The sequence below is a fragment of the Paenibacillus sp. MABNR03 genome (assembly GCF_050455445.1).
Lineage (GTDB): Bacteria > Bacillota > Bacilli > Paenibacillales > Paenibacillaceae > Paenibacillus > Paenibacillus xylanilyticus.
The window spans coordinates 773,266-792,014 of record NZ_JBCIYR010000002.1 but is presented as its reverse complement, the minus strand read 5'-3'; the positions used below and the strand labels follow the sequence as shown (position 1 = coordinate 792,014).

At 46.1% G+C, this 18,749-nt stretch carries 18 protein-coding genes; 3 read left to right on the top strand and 15 right to left on the bottom strand.

The features are described 5' to 3' along the window. Window positions 1-118: 118 nt before the first annotated feature. From AAIH57_RS12175 to AAIH57_RS12120, 12 genes are all read right to left on the bottom strand, one after another. Window positions 119-664, bottom strand: coding sequence for a DUF2569 domain-containing protein (locus AAIH57_RS12175; RefSeq protein WP_430021767.1), 546 nt, complete (start codon window positions 662-664; stop codon window positions 119-121). A 92-nt stretch (window positions 665-756) separates the two neighbouring features. After that, window positions 757-2,619: a transglycosylase domain-containing protein gene (locus AAIH57_RS12170; RefSeq protein WP_430021766.1), complete on the bottom strand. Its 1,863-nt coding sequence runs from the start codon at window positions 2,617-2,619 to the stop codon at window positions 757-759. Further along, a complete protein-coding gene (locus AAIH57_RS12165) occupies window positions 2,613-3,335 on the bottom strand; it encodes a HAMP domain-containing protein (protein ID WP_430021765.1) in 723 nt (240 codons plus the stop codon). Before AAIH57_RS12165 ends, AAIH57_RS12170 begins: the two co-directional genes overlap by 7 nt. A 124-nt stretch (window positions 3,336-3,459) precedes the next feature. Next, on the bottom strand, window positions 3,460-4,596 hold the full coding sequence (locus AAIH57_RS12160; protein ID WP_430021764.1) for a sensor histidine kinase: 1,137 nt from the start codon (window positions 4,594-4,596) through the stop codon (window positions 3,460-3,462). Window positions 4,597-4,663: 67 nt separating this feature from the next. After that, window positions 4,664-5,395 (bottom strand): response regulator transcription factor, encoded by a 732-nt coding sequence (locus AAIH57_RS12155; protein ID WP_430021763.1) that lies wholly within the window; start codon window positions 5,393-5,395, stop codon window positions 4,664-4,666. Continuing rightward, window positions 5,392-5,616 (bottom strand): hypothetical protein, encoded by a 225-nt coding sequence (locus AAIH57_RS12150; protein ID WP_430021762.1) that lies wholly within the window; start codon window positions 5,614-5,616, stop codon window positions 5,392-5,394. Before AAIH57_RS12150 ends, AAIH57_RS12155 begins: the two co-directional genes overlap by 4 nt. A gap of 301 nt (window positions 5,617-5,917) precedes the next feature. Next, complete coding sequence (locus tag AAIH57_RS12145) at window positions 5,918-6,433, bottom strand: DinB family protein (protein ID WP_430021761.1); 516 nt, start codon at window positions 6,431-6,433, stop codon at window positions 5,918-5,920. Window positions 6,434-6,562: 129 nt separating this feature from the next. Further along, window positions 6,563-7,504, bottom strand: coding sequence for a DUF1963 domain-containing protein (locus tag AAIH57_RS12140; protein WP_430021760.1), 942 nt, complete (start codon window positions 7,502-7,504; stop codon window positions 6,563-6,565). A gap of 148 nt (window positions 7,505-7,652) precedes the next feature. After that, entirely contained in the window at window positions 7,653-8,942 is a 1,290-nt protein-coding gene (locus tag AAIH57_RS12135; RefSeq protein WP_430021759.1) for an ammonium transporter, read from the bottom strand. Next, the gene (locus AAIH57_RS12130; protein WP_175398316.1) at window positions 8,939-9,358 is read right to left on the bottom strand and encodes a hypothetical protein; all 420 of its coding nucleotides are present in this window, start codon (window positions 9,356-9,358) and stop codon (window positions 8,939-8,941) included. Before AAIH57_RS12130 ends, AAIH57_RS12135 begins: the two co-directional genes overlap by 4 nt. A gap of 452 nt (window positions 9,359-9,810) precedes the next feature. Then, entirely contained in the window at window positions 9,811-10,317 is a 507-nt protein-coding gene (locus AAIH57_RS12125) for an N-acetyltransferase family protein (protein ID WP_430021758.1), read from the bottom strand. Between the two features lie 105 nt (window positions 10,318-10,422). Beyond that, window positions 10,423-10,842 carry a VOC family protein gene (locus AAIH57_RS12120; RefSeq protein WP_175398314.1) on the bottom strand — a complete coding sequence of 140 codons (420 nt, stop codon included), beginning with the start codon at window positions 10,840-10,842 and terminating at the stop codon, window positions 10,423-10,425. A 311-nt stretch (window positions 10,843-11,153) separates the two neighbouring features. Here AAIH57_RS12120 and AAIH57_RS12115 point away from each other — a divergent pair, with 311 nt between their 5' ends. Next, a complete protein-coding gene (locus AAIH57_RS12115) occupies window positions 11,154-11,771 on the top strand; it encodes a stalk domain-containing protein (protein ID WP_430021757.1) in 618 nt (205 codons plus the stop codon). Between the two features lie 200 nt (window positions 11,772-11,971). Here the strand turns inward: AAIH57_RS12115 and AAIH57_RS12110 are convergent, their stop codons facing one another. Both AAIH57_RS12110 and AAIH57_RS12105 read right to left on the bottom strand, forming a co-directional pair. Further along, window positions 11,972-12,205, bottom strand: a complete 234-nt coding sequence (locus tag AAIH57_RS12110) for an XRE family transcriptional regulator (RefSeq protein WP_430021756.1) — start codon at window positions 12,203-12,205, stop codon at window positions 11,972-11,974. A gap of 241 nt (window positions 12,206-12,446) precedes the next feature. Next, window positions 12,447-14,603, bottom strand: a complete 2,157-nt coding sequence (locus AAIH57_RS12105) for an immunoglobulin-like domain-containing protein (protein WP_430021755.1) — start codon at window positions 14,601-14,603, stop codon at window positions 12,447-12,449. Window positions 14,604-14,902: 299 nt separating this feature from the next. Here AAIH57_RS12105 and AAIH57_RS12100 point away from each other — a divergent pair, with 299 nt between their 5' ends. After that, window positions 14,903-16,225, top strand: a complete 1,323-nt coding sequence (locus tag AAIH57_RS12100; protein WP_430021754.1) for a hypothetical protein — start codon at window positions 14,903-14,905, stop codon at window positions 16,223-16,225. Window positions 16,226-16,549: 324 nt separating this feature from the next. Next, window positions 16,550-17,212 carry an MBL fold metallo-hydrolase gene (locus tag AAIH57_RS12095; protein WP_175398309.1) on the top strand — a complete coding sequence of 221 codons (663 nt, stop codon included), beginning with the start codon at window positions 16,550-16,552 and terminating at the stop codon, window positions 17,210-17,212. A 290-nt stretch (window positions 17,213-17,502) separates the two neighbouring features. Here AAIH57_RS12095 and AAIH57_RS12090 read toward each other — a convergent pair whose 3' ends face one another. Further along, window positions 17,503-18,645, bottom strand: a complete 1,143-nt coding sequence (locus AAIH57_RS12090; RefSeq protein WP_312884345.1) for a M23 family metallopeptidase — start codon at window positions 18,643-18,645, stop codon at window positions 17,503-17,505. Window positions 18,646-18,749 lie beyond the last annotated feature (104 nt).

The window sequence follows — 18,749 nt, the reverse complement described above, 5'->3', positions numbered from 1 at the left end:
TTCCTTCTCATACATCAGACGTTCACTAAGAAAGCCCGTTACGTGCAGGATAAACCTGAACCATAACGGGCCTTTTAGCATGCCATTGTTTGGGGCTGTATGTCTTTTGCTAATCCTATTACTTTACGAACGTATTCTTCACCCGCACTGATTTCAGAAAATACGGAATAAAGATACAGCATGTCAGTATGGATCGTATGGTTAAATTCCGTGCTGGTGTGGTATCAAACCCGTTTAGCGCTCCTGGAATCTCGGCCTGTCCAATCATGATCCATGTTCCGATCCCGGCAAGCACGTTAGCAATGTACAGCGTGATCATCATGCGGGGAAACTGCCTTTTTTTCATATACAACAGAACCAGGTTTACAATGACAATGATCAGAAGAATGACGTTACTTATGATGCCAAACCACAGGAGCGGGTTCATGACTTGATAATACAGATCCTTTTCAGTATCGCTGATCAGTCCCCATTTTGCCGGATCCATAATAACAGCGACCTGGGACAAATCCACGATCAGAAGCAGCAGCGAAGCAAATAAGCCAATCTGAATTAAAATGAGCCATCCACCCAATCCGGAAATCCCAGGCAGCTCCACTCTGGTTCCCGGTTCAGAAAACAGTGAACTTGTATCGACCTGGGTCATTCTTTCTCTATCTCCCATCTCATCCTCCTTTCAAACATGTAAAACGTACATTATACCTTATAATCCATATTTTGTATTGCCAGCGTTGAAAAAACAGAACATCTCCGGCCCTATTGTGCCGCACGTCTCATTACCGTTGCGAACAGATCTGCCGCGTTTCCACTGCCCGAGCGCATGTAATGTTCCGCATCCGTATGGTCAAACCCCATCCAGACGGCTGCAGTCCACTTGCTCGTGTATCCGACAAACCACAGATCCCGATTACCGTCTCTCCCGACTCCAGGCACAGCTGCCTGTGTCGTCCCCGTTTTTCCCGCTACCTGATCATGGCTCAGCTGCGCCCGACTGCCTGTTCCCTGGCTGACCACATTTCGTAGCATCTTCGTCATGGCATTCGCTGTACTGGATGCAATCACTTGCTTGTTTTCCGGTTTATGCGCATAAATGATCTGTCCATCTGCGTCCGTAATCTCACGAATCAGATGTGCCGTATTGTACTTGCCATCATTGGCAAATACGGAATAGGCCTGGGCCATTTTGAGCGGGGATATCCCCTTATGTACGCCTCCCAGTGCAATCGAGAGGTTGAGATCTTCCTGACCCAGTTCAATTCCTAACCTGCCAGCAAACACATGTGCTGCTTCCAGCCCTGTCTGATTAAGCAGCCATACTGCCGGGGCATTAAAGGACTTCTGAAGTGCCAGCGACATGCTGACTGAACCTCTGTACTGTCCTCCCAAATTGCTAGGTTGATAGCTGCCATAGGATATTCGTTTGTCAGGTAACATGCTTTCCGGGCTGAAGCGTCCGGATTCCAGAGCCGGGCCGTACGCAATAATAGGCTTAAATGCCGAACCGGGCTGCCTGGCATCCTTGATTGCCCGGTTGATGCCACCTGTCACAGGGTCACGTCCACCCATCATCGCTTTCACTTCACCATTATGCTGATCCACAATGACCATACTCGCCTGTACTTGTTGGTCTTCACGATCGTCCGTAAACCGCGAAGTTTCACGGAATGTCTCCTCCATGGCACGCTGTGCCTGACTGTTGAGACCAGTGTGAATAGTCCAACCGGCGGATTGAATCTCTGTTTCACGCTTGCCCGTGAGACGAGCGGCTTCCTGCATCACGGCATCGACCGCAGATCTATAATCCGGCTTATTATATTCGCCTGCAGCAGACATGCCTGCTGCAGGCGGCGTGTAGTCTACCTGGCGCGCTTCCAGCATTTGCCCTTTGGTAACAAGTCCCTGTTCATGCATCAGCGTAAGGATGACGGATCGCCTTTGCTTGGACCGTTCATAATCATCCACCGGATTGTATATGGAAGGTCCCTTTGGAATTCCCGCCAAGGTAGCAATCTGCCATAGTTCAAGCTGATGCAGATCTTCATTGCCGAAGTAGCGCCAGGCAGCTGCTTTCACACCATACTGCTGACGTCCCATATAGATATGATTCAGATACATCTCCAGCAGTTCATCCTTGTTAAATCTCTTTTCAAGGGAAAGGGCAATCGACATTTCATTCACCTTGCGTACCAGCGTTTTCTCTCCGTTTAAATATAGGTTTCTGGCTAACTGCTGTGTAATGGAGCTTCCTCCCTGACTCCAATCCATGTGAATGACATCCTGCGCGACGGCCCGGCCAATACCGATATAATCCAACCCGTCATGATCATAAAAGCGGCGATCTTCCGTAGCCAAGAACGCCTGTACCAACAAATCCGGCATGTCCTCCAGGTCCGCATATTCTGTGAACCCTTTGGACTGCGTACGCAATCTTGTAATTTCAGCTCCCGCCGCATCTTTAATAACCGTCGAAGAGACTTTTGTTATCACCTCCGGATTATTGCGGAGCACAGCTTCGCCGTAAGTAACGATATAGATACAACCCATGACGAATAAAACAACGATAACCACCGATACATCAAATACTCGATAGATTCCCTGCTTAATCCGAAATCTCAACATTCCTGCTCCTTGCCTGCCTGCTCTCCTGAAACAGGATATTCCTGTGATTTCAGATGCACGGACTCAAGCGCATGCTGTAACAGCAATGTCTGTTCATAGGCCAGCCTAACCCAATGCTGATTCTCCGCTTCGTCCCGACAGTGTCCTCCCATAATCTCCTCCAGAGCTGAACGAACGCCGTACAGCGTGAGCTTGATCGGCAGATCAGCTTGCATGGAACCCCACTCCAATCGTTCTCCTTCCGGCAACTCTTCAGAAAGCTGACTCAGACTTGGAATATTCCCGGACAGTTGTGCCAAACCTTCATGATCCCGTAACTTCCCCGCGTGCATGCGATGCGCAATTTCATTCAGATTGACGGCAATCTGTCTCAGCTCTCCACCATTTAACACCTCAATCGGAGCCGGCACCTGTCCCAAGGCCAACTCTTGTGTTCCTGCTGCAATCCGGTTCATATCATCCGAGATTTTTTGGGAACGAATCCAGAAAAACAAGGCAAAAAAGGCTCCTCCGATTAATATCATGAGCGGCCTTGTTCCGACATGGTTGATTCCCCAGTGGATGAAACGAGTCACCCATGTCGATTCAGACCAGATGTGATGGTAAGCAAAACGTGACATGTGGGAAACGACAAACAGGAGCACGGCGCTAAGCAGCGCACTTGCTCCACAAATGTATATGTATCTTGATCTGACTGTACGTAATGAACCTCTCATATTCGGTCTCCTCCTCCATTGTGTAGATCCTCTGTGGATTGAGGTTAAGCTTACCGAATACTTCTTAATAAGGAAGTGGTCAACTCCTTATCATTTTCTTAACAAACGCCGCTTCTGTTACCTGTTACCATTCCTCCGCATCATGGTGAACGGAAGCAGGGGCCAGCGGGAAACGGGTCACAAAATCCGTTCTGCCGTTCTCGCTGTATGCAGCTATACTGCCATGATGCAATTCTATCATGGATTTTGCAATGGCCAGGCCAAGCCCCGTTCCACCCGTGTCGCGTGAGCGGGATTTGTCGACCCGATAGAACCTTTCAAATAAACGGGGCAGATCCTGTGCCGGAATGGGTTCACCATAATTACTGATACGTAACACGGCTTCTCCCTGATCAAGGGACAGTGCAATTTCCACCACTTTTCCCTGCGCCCCATACCGGATCGCATTGCTGAACAGATTCTCGTACGCACGGACAAGCTCACCCGGAGCTGCCATAATCCACAGCGGCACTTGACCGCCAATGAATTTGTACGTCATGCCCGCTTCTTCCAGCATTGGAGCAAACTCTTCGGCCAGCTGCATCAGGAACGGATTCAGATTGAGAGGTGTCAGAGACAATGGGAGGCTTCCACCACTGACTCGTGTATATTCAAACAAATCGTCGATCAGCTTCCTTAATGTTAATGATTTCTCATATGCAATGCTGACGTAATAACGCATCTCAATCTCGTCCTGATACCTGTCCTTCTCGATGTACTCCAGAAAACCAAGAATGGAAGTCAGCGGCGTTCTCAGATCGTGAGAGATCCCCGTGATCAGATCATTTTTGGCAGCTACCGCATTTCGCTCTTCCTGCAGTGACTGCTGTAATTGCTCGGCCATCTGATTGATGCTGGAAGCAACAACACCAAATTCATCCGAGGTCTTCACTTCGATCCGATGAGCCAATTCGCCTTTGGCCACTTCCTGAATTCCAGCCGTAATCTCATCCAGGACCAGCATCACCCTGCGTGTAAACAGGAAAAAGAACAGCACAAAAGCAAGTACGCCGATCATAATCATCAGCGGAACAGAACCAATATGGTTAATCAGCCACCGGACTGCCCTGGCCGGAATGGAGTAATTGGGATAAGCCTGGGCTGCCAAGATGGATTGCACAACCTTGCCGCCACCATACAGAATAGCCGCCGTCAGAACCCCACTCAGCAGAAATGCATAGATAAATTTCCAACGGACCGTATGAATTAACTTTGAATTCATCTTCATGACTCCCTGCGAATACGCTTTAACTGCTTATCTATTGTGGCGTTGTGTTAATGTATTATTGTTATGGTTTAATCATTTTATAGCCTACGCCCCACACCGTTTGAATAAATTTCGGATGTTTGCTGTCGATTTCGATCTTCTCCCGAATCTTCCGGATATGAACCATCACCGTATTATTCGATTCCATAAATTCTTCTTTCCACACCTGTCTGTAAATCTGCTCCATGCTTAAAACAGAGCCTTGATGACGTGCAAGCAGCTCCAGCACGGCAAACTCACGGGGAGTCAGACGAACAGGCTGCTCATCCACCCAGACTTCATGCGTATCGGTATTAATGACGAGATCATCGATAACCCACTCATGCTCCTTTTGCTCCCGCCCTTCATTAAACGTATGGTACCTGCGAAGCTGGGATTTGGCCCTGGCGACGAGTTCAAGGGGATTAAACGGCTTGGTCACATAGTCATCTGCACCGATGCTCAGCCCCGTTATTTTATCGATATCCATGCTTTTGGCGGAGAGCATAATGATCGGCATCTTCTGCTCTTCCCTAATCTTCATGCAAGCTTCAATCCCATCCATATTCGGCATCATGACATCCAGGATAATCAGATCGATCGGCTCTTGCTTCAATTGTTCAAGCGCCTCGATCCCGTCACTCGCCGTAAGAACCCGGTAACCTTCATTGCCAAAATAAATCTCCATCAGTTTAATAATATCCTGCTCGTCATCCACAAGCAGAATGGTAGCTGGCTGTGCCACGGCATTATTCCTTTCGATTCCATGAATCATTGATTCTTCAAATTATACCACCGGGGAATGAATCTGCGAAAATCATCATGATTTTCCCGGACAAGCTCAATCTTGTCCACCATATCATCCGTCTCTTCCGGCTTCACCTGCTGAATCCACACCATGGAAGACACAAGTGCCATTGCAGTGTACAGAGAATACAACCTCCAGAACAGCTCGTCGGGCTCGCCACCACCAAAGTAACTCTGGATCTGTCCCATCGAATATGGAATGCTCGTCTCAGATGCAAATAGGCCCAGCTTTGGGCAGCGAATCCCAGCTTCTTTATCCCTTCAAAATAGGCTCGATCTCCGTTGCCTGAGGCAACTCAGGAACGTTCTGAAGCATTTCTATTAACGCATGATATGTAAGATTCTGTTTCAACCCTGAGCCTCCGTTGTTAACGAATAGTATCGTCAGTCAGTTGCTCCTTTAACCTTGGCCTGAACCGGATTGTACGCTTCTATGTATTCTATCAGATCGATACTCCTTCAGGCAGCACCGAGAATATCAATATGTTAACTATTTAAGCAATGGGACCTTCGTCTCTCTTCCCGTTAAGGTTAGCATCGTATACAATTGTCCTCTGTCATGATAAACATGCCCCATAATCTCGAGCAGCCACTCCAGACGACTATAGGATGCTCCCCAGTAGGAATCAGTCACCTTAAGCAGTTCCTCTGTATTGAACTGCCTGTACCGTTGATACAGATACATCTGATTCTCAATCAGTGCCTGCTTGATCTCACTTAGGGTTTGGGGTTGATTTTCTTCGTAAAACGAAGCCATCTCCTCTTCCGATGCCCCTTCCGATATGTACACATCCGCACGACAGATCATCGACAGATGAGAGAGCAGTTCACCAACCGGGGGCTCGCCCTCAATTGGAGTCAACGTCAAATCCTGTTCGGACAGCTGATCACAGATATCTATCAATGACGTCACAGCCACATCAATATGTTTAAATGCGGATTGAATCACCCGATACCACTTCCTTTTCATCCCATTATACAGAACATATGATCGTGTTTCAACCAAGATCATACCCCCTATATATATAAACAAGCTATGCACCAAAACCAACATTCACGAACAAAAAAAGTCCCTCCTCCATCATATAGACGGAATCAGGGACGTTTTGTTGCTTATATACGTTCAAACCGGGCCTTAACTCGAGTATAACGAACAATACGTTTGATCGAACCTTCCGGCAAACAAGTCAGATTTACGAATGAAGAATTGCAGTTCCCCGCAGTCCCACCATTGAAAGCCGATGGCATCGTGAGTATCTATTTTCAGAAGCAGCAAGGTATCATCAAGTTCCTGCCGTGTACGTTCCGGATCTCCACCATAATGTGCGGTCAGTTTGTTTTCACACTTTTGTTCATCATACTCGTATTCCTCTCCGAGCACGATCTGTAACAGGGCTTGATGCTCTGCATCCGGGTGTTGACCGTCAGGGTATCCAAACATGCCACCCCAGTTTTGGGTACTCGGGTGATTCCAGTCCGATTCAAATTCAAGATATCGTTCATACAGCCCACCTTCCGGGTCTGCAGTGTCGTTCTCGCCCGTCTGCTGTACAGATAATGCATTCAGCGCCTGGGCATCAACGTAAGCGTATGTAGGAAACTCCAGATTAGGCAGTACCGTTACGGCATGTGCAACCAATTCTGTTTCCAGAGCGGTATCACCGTCAGGCTCACGTCTAGTCAAGTTATGAGAATCGGGTTCATAGATCACATGGTGTTCAATATTATAAGCTGGCTCATCCACTCCGATGAAAAAGTACAGCATCCCTCGCTCAGGCAAGCTCACGCGTCCATCATTCGGGGTATAAGGAAGCAAGTCCACGAGATTCAGTTGGGCAAGAAAAGTCATCGGCACACCCTCCTGTGTCAGGGGCCATTGGATGTGCTCAGGCAGGTCCGGATTCCCTCCCACACGTGAATTTCCCGTTCGGCGGTATTCATCGAGTGTCGATACATCAAGCCGGATCCCCCAGCGGCTTGAGGACACCAATAAATCAGCGGCAGTGCCCAATCCATACTCCTCAAGCGTCTTGCGGGCTTTTCTGGTCAGACGTTCACATTGTTCAGGTTTAATCATTCAGATCCTCTCCTTCAGCCAATACATCTATGGTGAGACATATTCACGTTCACACCTGTATATTCTTCCGTCCCGACTTCTTTCCCTGCTTGAGGTTAAAAAAAGAGACCCACAGAAGCATCTGTCAGTCTCTTAACCCCTACCTTTCTTAACGAATCCGATCGGACGGATCACGCTGGAATGCCCGAATGTGCTCTTCGCCATCAAGAAACTCATGAGCCTGATGCGCAGCCATCACACCATGGTAGCTAATATCCAGTCCCAGTTCTTCCTCTTCTTCCGTGGAACGAACCGGAACCATTTTGCCAATGAGCTTCAGTCCGAGCCATGTCATGACAAAGCCCCAGATGACAAGCGCAGCGAGCCCAAGTGCCTGAACACCGAGCAGCCTCCATCCGCCACCCATGAATAATCCACCATCTGTGGCAAACAGCCCTACGGCAATCGTGCCCCACACCCCGGATGCAGCATGGACCGGGAAAGCACCGACCGGATCATCGATCTGACGACGGTCAAGCCAATTCGTTGCTGCCATCATGAGCAGTCCGGAAACCGCCCCGATAAATATCGCAGCAACATCGCCTACAAAAGCACAGCCTGCGGTAATGCCGACCAGACCAGCAAGGGACCCATTAATGACCGATGGCGCATCTGAACGCTTGAAGCGGAACAGCGTGTATAACAGCGTAACCGCTCCACCCGAGGCAGCCGATAACATGGTGACTAATGCAATATGACCAATTCTAGCATCGGTGGCACTCAGCGTGCTCCCTGCATTGAAACCGAACCAGCCAAACCACAGCAGAAATGCACCTACAGAGGCAAGCGGCAGGTTGCTCGGAAGGGCAATCGCACTTACGCCATGTGGAGTGTATTTGCCTTTGCGTGGACCGATAATGATCGCTGCAGCCAAGGCCGAGAACCCGCCGAGCGCATGAATGACAGCCGATCCGGCAAAATCCTGCATGCCCAGCTTACTGAGCCAGCCGCCGCCCCATGCCCAGTGACCACCAATTGGGTATATAATCGCAGTCATCAAGATGATGTACAAAAGATAGGCCCGGAAGTTGATCCGTTCAGCCACAGCACCTGACACGATGGATATTACAGCAATCGTGAACGCAGCCTGGAACAGCCAAAACGTTTCAAGCGATACAGGCACATCGATATGAGACAAATCGCCATTCAGGAAAAATCCCGTAACCCCAGCAAAACCTCCGGCATCAGAACCGTACATCAAGCCGAATCCGACGGCATAAAACAGTAATGTGCCTATCGTAATGTCGGCAAAAACCTTCATAATAATGTTCACACTATTTTTATAGCGTACAAACCCGGCCTCCAGCAGGGCGAATCCACCCTCCATCAATAATATCATGGCCGCGCTCAGTACAACCCAGACCGTATCGATCCCGGAGCTTAACGTCTCCAAAGTCATGCTTGTACATCCTCCGTTTCACTAAGCTGTCTGATCTCACGGATCGTATCGGGCGGAAGCTCGATCTCGTCCCTTTCCTTGCTGTGAGGGTGCTCAATTCGTTCAACGATCCGATCCAACTCACGAATGCGGCGGCGGATCTGCTCCATCTTGCGAAAACGTTCCTTCACCTGAACCATATACTCCACCGCCTGGTGATGAGAAGCAGGACGTCCTGCAAACCACTTGCGTACCGTCGACATAGATTGATAGGCCACTTCTTCCGCACGCTTCTTTTGCTCAAATTGTTCAATTTTATGTTTGAGAGTTTCAATCTCATTTTCTTTTTTGACCTTCAGCCGTTCGATAAGGTACAATAAATCGGACGATGATATTTGCAATGCTGTATGGTGATATACCTCGTCGATTACTAACATATCATGTCAGGACTCCTCACATATCAAGTTACTTGTTACCGATTATAGTTTGCCGTGGTCTACCCGTCAATCTTTTTTTGGAGATCGCTGTTTTTCTAAACAGGTCGTTCCTGATGAACGGCTTTATTTCTGTTTTAATAAGTTCGTTTAACAATGTCCATTTGCTCACATTCGCAATTTCCATTCCAATCCTCTATGCTTAAGTTCAAGTTTCCGCATTTCGTTTCGGCACCGGATTGCTCAGTGGATTAATTTTACAAGCTATCACGAAGAGCGCCATCTCGGACAAATCAGGGAGATCCTGCAGAAGCTTGGGTTATAAGAACGATTCACATCCAAAATAGAACATAAAAAAACCTCCAATCCACGTCAACGTGAATTGGAGGTTTTCAGTTAGCAGGGTTCATTAGCAATTGATCCTGATCATAGCTCATGGCCTAGTTACAGCAAATTTACGTTATTTTTCTGCCCAGAATCGCCAAATCTCGGTTTACGCCGTCCAACACAGCCACTTCCGGAAAGTACCCCCATTGCTCGAAGCCATGCTTACGCAGCAAACCAAGACTTGGTTCATTATGTCCAAAGACAAATCCCAGGATCGTCGTAATTCCCAGCGCAGGACAGGCAGCAAAAATCGTGTTCAGCAAGCGTCCCCCAGCCCCGATTCCCCGGCATTGCTGATCAACGTACACACTCACTTCCACTGTGCCGTTGTATGCAGGACGCCCGTAAAATGAGCTCAAGCTGGCCCAGGCCACAACTTGTCCTTCATGCCTCATCACCCAGAGCGGACGATGGTCCGGCGAATGCTCTTCAAACCACGGAATGCGCTGCTCTACCGTCACCGGCTCCAGATCTGCTGTCACCATCCGGCTCTCAATTGTGGAGTTATAAATTTCCACAATCCTTGGCAAGTCCTCCCGAGATGCATATTCAATCTGTACACCATCCAGCTTCATGTCTACTCCCCCATTGTTCCAGATCAAACTCCAGTATGACGAATATTATAACGGAGAAGGGAAGCAGGCGTCATCCCCCAAACATTCCTATGTGAGCAGTCTTCTCTATTGCGAAGGAAGGTATTTCTCTTTGAAAATTGGACTTAGTTCACTCCATACATCAAATTGATTACCATCCAAATCAAAGAAAACAAAATTCCTTCCGGAATGACCTCTGTTTTCAACTGCCCCCACTCTAATATGTTTATCACTAAAATCTTTATGTATTGCTTCTAGAGCCTGTATTCCATTCACTTCAAAAGTGATAGAAAAACGCTCAACTCCGTTTACATCAATAAAATTGGAGCTTTGATCTTCTTTAGATCTGATAAGGAAAATACTCTGGTTGGCAAAATTAAGAATGGCTTTGTCTTCGTCTTTGTAGTTTAACTCTGCCTCCAATTTGTCTACATACCATTGAGAAGAAAGTTCTACATTTGAAACCGGGATATACGTAGTTCCTACCCTTAATAATTTATTATTCATCCTATTTGCCTCCTTTAATGACTTGAATACATTTATTATCCAACACGGACAACAAACACAATCCCGTTCTGTGTCACACGAAGAAATACTCCAGTTAGAAAAGGAATACCACCATTAGAACATATGTTTCTAATTATTGTAAATAACATTTGTACAAAATTAGAATATTGATACAATTTTCCGCCTTCATTCGACATTAACTAGTCCTGTTCGCGGTTTTTCTCAGCGTAATTAGGGAAAAAGTCTCTTCTACTCCTATGACCGTCCCTCCAAAATATAAGATATTACTACATGTAACAAGGAGGATACATATGAAGAAACGATGGAAAACGAGCCTGATCCTGGCAGCTGGACTGCTTATTCCTACTACTGTTTGGGCAGCGGGAAGTCAGATTACTGCCCAGTTGTCTCCGCAAATTATGATGCTCTTGGAGGGCCGAGTGATCGGGACGCCTTCAGAAGCTCCAATTTCCTATAATGGAAAAACCTATGTACCGATTCGGCTGGTCGGTGAGTCACTTGGTTATGAAGTAAAGTGGGATGGAGCAAACAATACGATTTCCATTAAAAATCCGGAAGAAGATTACCCTCTTGTTAAGAACGATGCAGTTGAAATCCTGACCACAGAGGCAAACTATGATTATATTACTTCCATGGATAGCAAGTCCTTCCTAGGCGGCATCAATCTGGACTTTACCTATACGCTGACCAAAGACGTATCAAGACCACCAGTCATCGTGATGGAAACGCTCACTAAAGACCATACGGTGCTAACAAGTGAAACGAAATTGCTTAATACCAAAGCTGGTACATATAAGGATTTCATCATCGGGGATAAAAACCGTCTTCCATACAGCGTTAAAATGAAGCGTGAGGACGTTATAAAGCAAATGACCGAAGACTACTATTATCGTATTAAGATCAAATAATAAATTGATCCACAATTACTTTGCTATAAATAGCAGCCGGATATAACTAATGAACTGCACCCCATGGTTAGTTATGTCTAACATATGAGGTGCAGTTTATTTATTGAGCGGTTGCTTTTTTTTGTTATTTTGACCCTGTTTTTTTTCGTTAGGTTCATGAATCACATTTGTAGCTTTAATGCGACCTGCCACTTATTCGATTAGACTCCCTGTACTTCAATATCGTTCGGAATTAATTCATACAAGTCACGAACATCACAACCAATGGAATCGGCGATCGATATGGCAACTTTGAGTGGCATCACTCTTTTGTTTTCAATAAAGTCGTAAACTCGTTCCGGTTTAAAAAGTAAGTCTATTGCCAGCCATTCCGCTGACTTTCCGGATTCCTTCAAACGTTCATTCAGTAAGCAACGCCCTAGTTCAAATTTCAAGAAACGATACCTCCCGCGTAACATATATTTAACCTTAAGCGTTATCCATTGCCAGCATGAATATACTATATAAATAAAGGTAGTCAAACGATGAAGTTCCCTATGTGTACGCCCAATTGGTTGGGCGAGTTCCATCGACGACTAGCAATCAAATAAAAGGCGATACGCTATCCTGCTCGTTAATTGAAGAATACAAAAAAGCGCCTACTAATCGAGGCGCCTTTTGTCCTTCTTAATTTAATTATAAAAGTTCAAGCATCGTTTTAATTTTGGAGTTTAGCTTTAAGGTGTTAAGGATGAGTTGCAATGCTTCCGCTCTTGAGGCTGTGCCCTTAGCATTGAGGTCCCCATTCCCATTACCTTGAATAACACCCGCTTGTGCTACCATTTGAATCGGATTGGAATTATCCATCTTGTTTTGGGTTACCCCTTGAAAATCAACGATCTTGGATAGAATCACGGCCATCTCTTCACGTGTAATTGCCTTGTTTGGTTTGAATGTTCCATTGCCGTTTCCACGAATAATACCCGCTTGCGTAAACTGCACAATGGCGTCTTCGGCCCAATGACCTTTAATATCTTTTAGAGCAACTTGCTTGGTTCCACCAACATCAAAAATGCGGGACAGTATTCCTACGAACTCTCCGCGGGACATGTCCTGATTAGGTCGGATCGTCTTGTCTTCATAGCCTTTAATAATGTTCAACTTAGTGAAAATATCAATGGTTTGTTCGGCCCAATGATTTTTAATATCAATCGGTTTAAACACGTTACCTTGATTTTTTAAAGCATCGTTAATTTTTGATTCTAGAATTTGAGTAGCACTAGTTCCAGGCTTAAATATATCTTTGTTAAAACCACTATCGGTTGTCGTCGGTGTAGGTACCGGCGTTGGTGTAGGTACCGGCGTTGGTGCCGGTATCGGTGCCGGTATCGGTGACGGCACTGGTGTTGGCGTCGGTGACGGCACTGGTGTTGGCGTTGGTGAAGGTGCTGGCAATGGTGATGGCGTTGGCGTCGGCGCTGGTGATGGCGCTGGCGTCGGCAATGGTGATGGCGTTGGTGCTGGCGTTGGCGTTGGTGATGGCGTTGGCGTTGGCACTGGTGATGGCACTGGCGTTGGCACTGGTGCTGGCGTTGGTGCTGGCACTGGCGTCGGTCCTGGTGTTGTAGATTCGCCTGTAAATACCAACTTGTAGTGTACAGGATTCAGCATTTCATCTGTAACAGTGACACTGTAATTTTTAACGAAGAATGGATATAGTTTATATACTCCACTAGTCATCATAATACCATTATCGAGAACCTGTAATCCTTTTGCAGTATACGTAACAATCATGGATTTGTCAGATGCACCCCGAGGTATATCGAACGTAATTGTCTTGTTATCTTCATCTATAACTCCAACATGCTCATCAAGAGCGAACGAAGTAATCATTTTATCTCTATTTATATACCTAACATTAACGAAGAAATCACGAGTTTCAAAAACACCATCCACATATACTCTTCCAGTCAATTTAACTACATGATCCATATCATCTAGCGTCCGATACACTCTACCGCCGGAACTAATGATGGAAGGGTCGCTTGATACCCAAGATATGGACGATCCATATTTCCCTCCAATAGGTAAGCCTACCTCTGAACTTCTAACCCCTTCGGCCGTGTCTCCATAATAATAAGTAATCCGCAACTCATCTAAAGCTTCACGAAGCTTATCCTCTGGTGTAGGTTCTGCTTTAACAACGTTAAGGATAAACTCCTTCGTTACTGGAGCTTCACTTCCAGCTCGAAGTGTAGCCGTAAGCGTAACCTGCTTATCTCCACCAACATATGGAGGACGTTTGACGTTACCGTCGTTTGCAATAATCGTTGGTTCAGATGAAGACCATGACAAAAATACATTCTCCATTTGAGTAGGTAAATTGATTTTTGAAGTAACATTATCCTCAGTTTGACCACCGGTAAATGGTAGTTCTAATGCATCCTTGGTATCTTGTAACTTTTGGTATGTTGCCCAAGTTACTGTGACAGGGAACGTACTAGAAACTTTCCCATCACGTGATGCAGTAATATTGGCCTTACCCTCCGTTACCCCCGTCACAATTCCTCCTGGGGATACAGTAGCAACTGCTTCGTTGTCAGAATTCCAAGTAGCCGTTGAACTGATATCTGTAATGCTGCTATCGCTCATCATACCGTTCGCAGTCAGTTGTAACTCACGATTAGGTGAAAATACACCTGGTCCTATAATATAGATTGAATTAGCCTGTGGTTCAGCCGCAAAGGCAATGTTTCCCGACCCATTAAAATTGTAGATACTCGTCGTTGGCAATACCATAGGTGATAACAGAAGAACAGATAAAAATAAAGACGCTTTTTTGTGCAATTTCAAGCAGATGACCTCCATGAGATGTTATAATGCCACTCTTCCGTTGCAAGTGAAGATTAGGTGCAGCATATATATATCGGTTGCCCTGCTTTTCTTTTGTAGATCAAGCCGATTTTTATAAGTCAGCTCGTACATAGACCCTCCATTCATTGTCCAATATGAGTGAATCACTAGATACCACGTGCAGAATTAGCCTAACAGGTAGCCATTTTGAATTGGCAATATTTACTCATTAAACTGTGTTCTCATCTTTGTTAAAGTGGATAAGCATTCTGAAGACAAAGACGGGAGCTTTAAAAGACATGAACGTTCGCACCAAATCCATCATTGGCTTGCTTTGCTTGACGACATTAGCGGGCACGTATTTCAGTTATACAGAGCATCAGAATAAACGGCAATGGGAGCAGCAGCAACAGCGCAATACGCAGTACTGGTCACATATGCAATCTTTCTACTTGCGCGATTTTGACTATGCGCTTGCGGAGTCCCTTGCGGCATCTACGATTGCAGATCGGCAAGCAGCACTTCAATCTGCCATTGAAAATGCCAATTTTATCTTACAATATGTAAGGATCGGATCCGTTACAATGAACTTTCAATCTTGGTCATATGAGTCGTTTATCACGGAAGGCAGCCGCTACTTGGCCTATCCAGCCAGCGAGAAGGGAAGGTCGCTCAACCCGGATCAATTAGAACAAATTCAGCGTATGAGAACATTCGCGAGGACCGCCCTGCCGTATCTCGATCAGATGAGAGAGAAAGCTGTTAATTCCTCTTTATCAGATATACAACAGATATCGACCGCGATGGAAGTGGCCTTGTCTCAACTTGACTCGGTCTCCACGTACGGCAATAAGGCCTTTAACGAGTTCCTGTATAACCAGAATCCTTACATACCTCCGAAGCCAGGAACCGTTTTCGCCGGTGAAACCACTTATAAGGCTACGGAGCTTGCTGCCAAAGCGAAAATCTTCATGGGCGAGGCTTGGAATAAAGGGGCAGGTAAGCAAATCGTCCACATGGTCTCCGGCGGGAGCAGCCCCCAATTCGGAGAAGTCATGGATTTCAAGTTATCGGACACCGATGGAAAACAAACCAGCTCCTATATTGCAACACTGAGTAAAAGCGGACACGTGCTCCAAGTGACAAGCCACGGCTCGATCCCCAAAGAAGAAGCTGTGGAGCAATCCATGGACTTAAAGCAGGCTGTTGCGGTTGCGGACACCTGGATGGCTCGCTGGTCTGACGAACGTCTGACATTAGTAGCCAAAGAGATAAAAGAAACCTCCATTTATCTCACGTATATTCCGGTTCGGGAGCAAGTTTCCATTCCGCAGATGAAAGTCGTATGGCAATTTGATCGCCATACCGGTGTGTTGAAGAGCTTTGATGCGTCTAATTATTTTTCCCATTACAATAAAACCTTCCCCATTCACCCGAAGCTGACAGCGGAGCAAGCCTACTCGAAGCTTGGCCCAAAAGTAAACGTCTCGGGTAAGCCAAAGCTGGAGATCCACAACAATAAGCTTGTATACACATTTCCCGTCACAGGGATCGCAGGTGTTTCTCACGTATACGTAAACGCCCGCACAGGCGCTGGAGAAGGCATTGATTATAACTTTTAACCACAACAGACATGGCAGCCCCGCGAATACCTTCGCTGCGGGCTGCTTTGATTTTGCTTGCCAATCTTGGGTCACCACTTCTTTTTTAATTGATGATAGGCTTAACATTGCGTTTCTCCTACTCAAACGGTTCTTCACTTGAGAAAATCTCATACTGTCCCATCATCTTTTGGAGTACTTACTAAGGCGTGTCACCTACTACGCATTTAAATCCATAAAAGTAGTAAGTGATGGCATCATTCCCCGTATCTTTATACGGATCTGGATCGTTTACAGAAAGAAGATACTTTATTTAAAAATTCATTCTACGGAGGACTAATCTTTATGGAAATTGCAAAGGGAATCGAAATGCTTCGTCTGGACTACCAAGGGAATGTCATACACCCCATTCTTCTTAAGGACCAAGAAATGACTATTCTAATAGATACGGGTTTTCCAGGTCAATTCGAGGATTTACGTATGGCAATGAAGAAGGCTGGTGTCTCGTTAGACAAATTAAAAGCTGTAATATTGAGTCATCAGGATCTCGATCATATAGGAAATCTTCCAGAAATTATGCAGGCGTGTGGTAGCGAATTTAGGGTTTATGCACACGAATTGGATAAGCCTTATATTCAGGGGGAGCTGCCTCTCTTGAAAGATGGTCATTTGGTCAATCCTCCAAAGGGCAAGGTACACAAAACCTTAACAGATGGTCAGGAACTACCGTTTTGCGGGGGAATCCGCGTCATCCACACCCCTGGACATACACCAGGCAATCTCAGTTTTTACCTGAGGGAAAGTAAAACTCTTATTGCTGGGGATTCCATGTACAGTGTAAACGGAAAACTAGGGGGTATTCATGCACCGACTACACCTGATATGAATACAGCACGGCTCTCGCTGAACAAGTACGTCGATCTCGATCTTATATCCATCGTTTGTTATCACGGTGGATTATGTGATGTACAAGTAAAAGAACAGATAGCAGAAATTATACAAGTTTAGAGTTTTAGTGAAAAACGACAATCTCTCTACAAGACGCTGTCGTTTCTTCGTTTCTAGTTCCATTTGGATTAGCACAGAGATGTACTTTTTAATGTAAGTTTCTCGGTACGTTGAGATCGTCTTATAAACTAACCTACCGTTGGCTAAACGCAAAGACAGCCGACGAAATTCGCCGACTGTCTAATTGAATGATCATTTTGCGTTCTATCAGGACTCAAAATTAACTTATGCTTCCAATTTCAACTCTTGGCTAACCGCATCCATGTATCCAGCCAATAAAACTTACTTGGCTATTCAGGAAGTCCCTGAAAAACATTTCCTCGCGTTAGCACCTGACTCGGATCTGCCCAACGGATTTGGAGCGAACGGGAAGTGAATAGATCAGGTCCGTCCGAGACTTGAAAGTGCAGGTGGGCTTCACTGGAGTTACCGGAATTTCCAAGCTCACCAATCAGATCACCTTGCTTGACTTTATCCCCTTTTTTGACCGCTACACTGCCTTCCTTGATATGTGCCGTGATGCTGTATTCCCCACTGCCATGATCAATGACCACAAAATTTCCTGCTGGTTCTTCGGCATTCATCACTCCAGGCGTGTTATCGGGAATGTCGTTTTTGATCTCGACGACCTTCCCATCAGCAGCAGCATAGAGCGGCTCACCAAAAGCGTAATAGTTTTCGTTCGCCGTGGCCTCCCCTTGATAACTTGAATTTTCCTGCGTTCGAACGATGTCCAATGCGTAACGCTGCGTTTCATGCGCATAATGATAGTTGGACATCACATCGTTTCCTCCCCAGAACACAAACCATTCGCCCTTCACAGGAAACTGAAATTCGGTTTTGGTAAGCTTCTTGTCCGTCTCCTCATGCCTTTCAAGGGGTTGGATCAATAGGCCGGCAATCTGATGTTCTTCGGTAAAATAAGCTTGAATCCCCTTGGTTCCCGTCTCATCTCTCCAGGAATGCTCAGACAGGTTATTCAGGTTGACTTCCACAACCGGATCCCAAGAATTGACCCCTTCCAGGAAGCTGTCCGCAGACGCCTTGAACTGTTCCAGTGTTAACGTGTCTTTGAGCTCCGGACTCATCTGATTATATATGTCCTCCTTCGAACCATGCATTAAGGTATCAATAAAATTGTCAGGTGTAATCATCGCGCCCTCCTTGGCAGCCGTAGTCTCTTCCTGATTGGTGTCCGCTCCCGCTGGAGCTGCATCCGCTGTTTGTTCTGCCGATGGTTGCTCCGCCTGGCTGGATGATTCCGAATTCCCGCAGGCAGATAGTATTACACACGATCCAATGGCTGCTACAAGCAGCTGCCAGCCTCTCCTGCTCCTTAGTTTTTCATGCACAGCATATCCTGATTTCGTAGTGTACTTTCCCTGCATTAACGTCATATCCTGCTGGTCACTCTTCTTATTGAATCTGTTCACTTCCCTGCACTCCTTCTTGTAGAACGATATCTTTCCAGTTAAGTGTACAGAATCAATCTTATCCTTCGCCTAACCTCATCTTACGTCTACCATAACTCTGAGGA